The sequence below is a fragment of the Microcystis sp. M49636_WE2 genome, assembly GCF_030065375.1.
GTDB classification, from domain to species: domain Bacteria; phylum Cyanobacteriota; class Cyanobacteriia; order Cyanobacteriales; family Microcystaceae; genus Microcystis; species Microcystis aeruginosa_C.
In genome coordinates, this window is record NZ_JASJFG010001071.1 from 1 (window position 1) to 1845 (window position 1845).

Consider the following 1845-nt stretch of genomic DNA (forward strand, 5'->3'; position numbering starts at 1 on the left):
ACAGAACAAGTGTTTCGTGTGCCGGGTATCGGTGCTTTATTAATTGATTCTATTTCCCGCAGTGATACCCCCGTAGTGATGGCGATTACCTTTATCTATGGGATTTTAATTGTTATCTTTAACTTAATTGCCGATTTAACCTATAGTTGGCTCGATCCGCGAGTCAGATATTAACTATGAACATCATGCGATCCTTACACACGGCGATTTTAGTCACCGATCTAGAAAAAGCCGTTAACTTTTACGAAAATGTTCTAGGATTGACTAGAATTGATCGCCCTTTTCAATACGATGGGGTTTGGTATCAAGTGGGAGATTATCAAATTCATTTAATTGTCGATACCAATTATCAAAACTACCGTCCCAATCCCCAAAAATGGGGACGCAATCCTCATATTGCCTTCGCTATTGATGACGTGGCGGCCATGGGTAACTATCTAGAAAGTCAAGGTTATACAATTCAAATGAGTGCCTCGGGTAGAAAGGCCTTATTTGTCAGTGATCCCGATGGTAATATCCTAGAAATGAGCCAAATTTAGCCTGAAAAATTCCCCGATATGTTAGACCAATTACAGACTCAACTCTATCACCTTGAACAATACGCCGATCGCTTAGTGACTTCCCAACTAACTCACCTTAGTTTTGTCAGTATTGCCGTGATTTTTCTAGCCGGTTTACTTACCAGTCTTACCCCCTGTATGCTGTCGATGTTGCCGATTACCGTCGCTTATATCGGGGGTTACGAAAATAAAGGTCGTTTAGCGGCTTTTTGGCAGTCCACATGGTTTTCCCTAGGATTAGCCACCACCTTAGCGGGATTGGGACTAATTGCCGCTACTTTAGGGAAAGTCTATGGACAGGTGGGGATCGGTTTACCAATTATCGTCAGTGCGATCGCTATTTTGATGGGGTTAAACCTCTTGGAATTATTACCCCTGCGCTTCCCCTCCCTTGGCGCTACCGATTGGATTACCGGCGATTTTCCTCCGATTTTGCGGTCCTATCTTCTCGGTTTAACATTTGGTTTAATCGCCTCTCCATGTAGTACACCTGTTCTAGCAACTCTATTGGCATGGGTGGCAAATACGGGGGATTTAAGCTTAGGAGGGGGATTATTGTTATCCTACACTGCTGGCTATGTTTTACCCCTAATTATCGTCGGTTCTTTTACTGCCTCGCTGAAAAGCTTTCTTTCCCTGCGTCAATGGTCCGGGTGGATTAATCCCGTCAGTGGGGTTTTATTAATCGGTTTCGGAGTTTTTTCTTTATTATCCCGTCTGCTGTGATGGTGGAGAGTTACAAGGGATAATTGGCTAAAATGGCCCAACTTTTAACTATAGAACCTCTTGTATAATTAATTTTTGAGGGTTTAAAAACTGCTCATTTTTGTAAATCTGCTGAGTTGGGATTTTTCAAGGTAAACTATCTTCTAAAATTGGTCATTACTTCCGATTTTATCACTCAATCCCAGCTTTTGGGGGGTTCTACCCCCCAAACCCCGGAGCGCATTAGCTTTTGGGTGGGATGCTTACAGACAGCTGCTGATAGATCTGTGATAATTTAAGCATCACTGATAATTGCTGGTTATCGGTATTTCTGCAAATGTGAGATACAGCCTAATTGATTATTATTCATTCTTAATTCTCCTGACTCCTGACTCCTAACCCTAACAACAATTTTTGATTTTTACAAGAGGTCCTATGACTATATCGGAAACTTCCTCAAATTTAAAGAATACACCGCCTCAATGGGGACGTAAATTTATCCAGACTATTGCCGATCTGCGATTGGCAATTATCCTCTTACTTTTAATCGCTATTTTTAGCATTTCTGGGACGGTAATAG

3 protein-coding genes and 1 pseudogene are annotated in these 1845 nt (G+C 41.8%); all 4 read left to right on the top strand.

Annotated features, from left to right (window positions below):
- A partial coding sequence (locus PX484_RS24825) for an ABC transporter permease subunit (protein ID WP_288106065.1) occupies window positions 1-174 on the top strand: 174 nt, incomplete at its 5' end.
- Window positions 175-176: 2 nt separating this feature from the next.
- Window positions 177-539 carry a VOC family protein gene (locus PX484_RS24830; protein ID WP_042790677.1) on the top strand — a complete coding sequence of 121 codons (363 nt, stop codon included), beginning with the start codon at window positions 177-179 and terminating at the stop codon, window positions 537-539.
- Window positions 540-557: 18 nt separating this feature from the next.
- Complete coding sequence (locus tag PX484_RS24835; RefSeq protein WP_002757062.1) at window positions 558-1286, top strand: cytochrome c biogenesis protein CcdA; 729 nt, start codon at window positions 558-560, stop codon at window positions 1284-1286.
- Window positions 1287-1700: 414 nt separating this feature from the next.
- Window positions 1701-1845: pseudogene (locus PX484_RS24840) on the top strand (cytochrome c biogenesis protein); the annotation flags it as partial.

Excerpts from the sequence above, each read along its gene's own strand:
- PX484_RS24830 (WP_042790677.1), top strand. The coding sequence starts at position 177 with ATGAACATCATGCGATCCTTACACACGGCGATTTTAGTCACCGATCTA.
- PX484_RS24835 (WP_002757062.1), top strand. The coding sequence starts at position 558 with ATGTTAGACCAATTACAGACTCAACTCTATCACCTTGAACAATACGCC.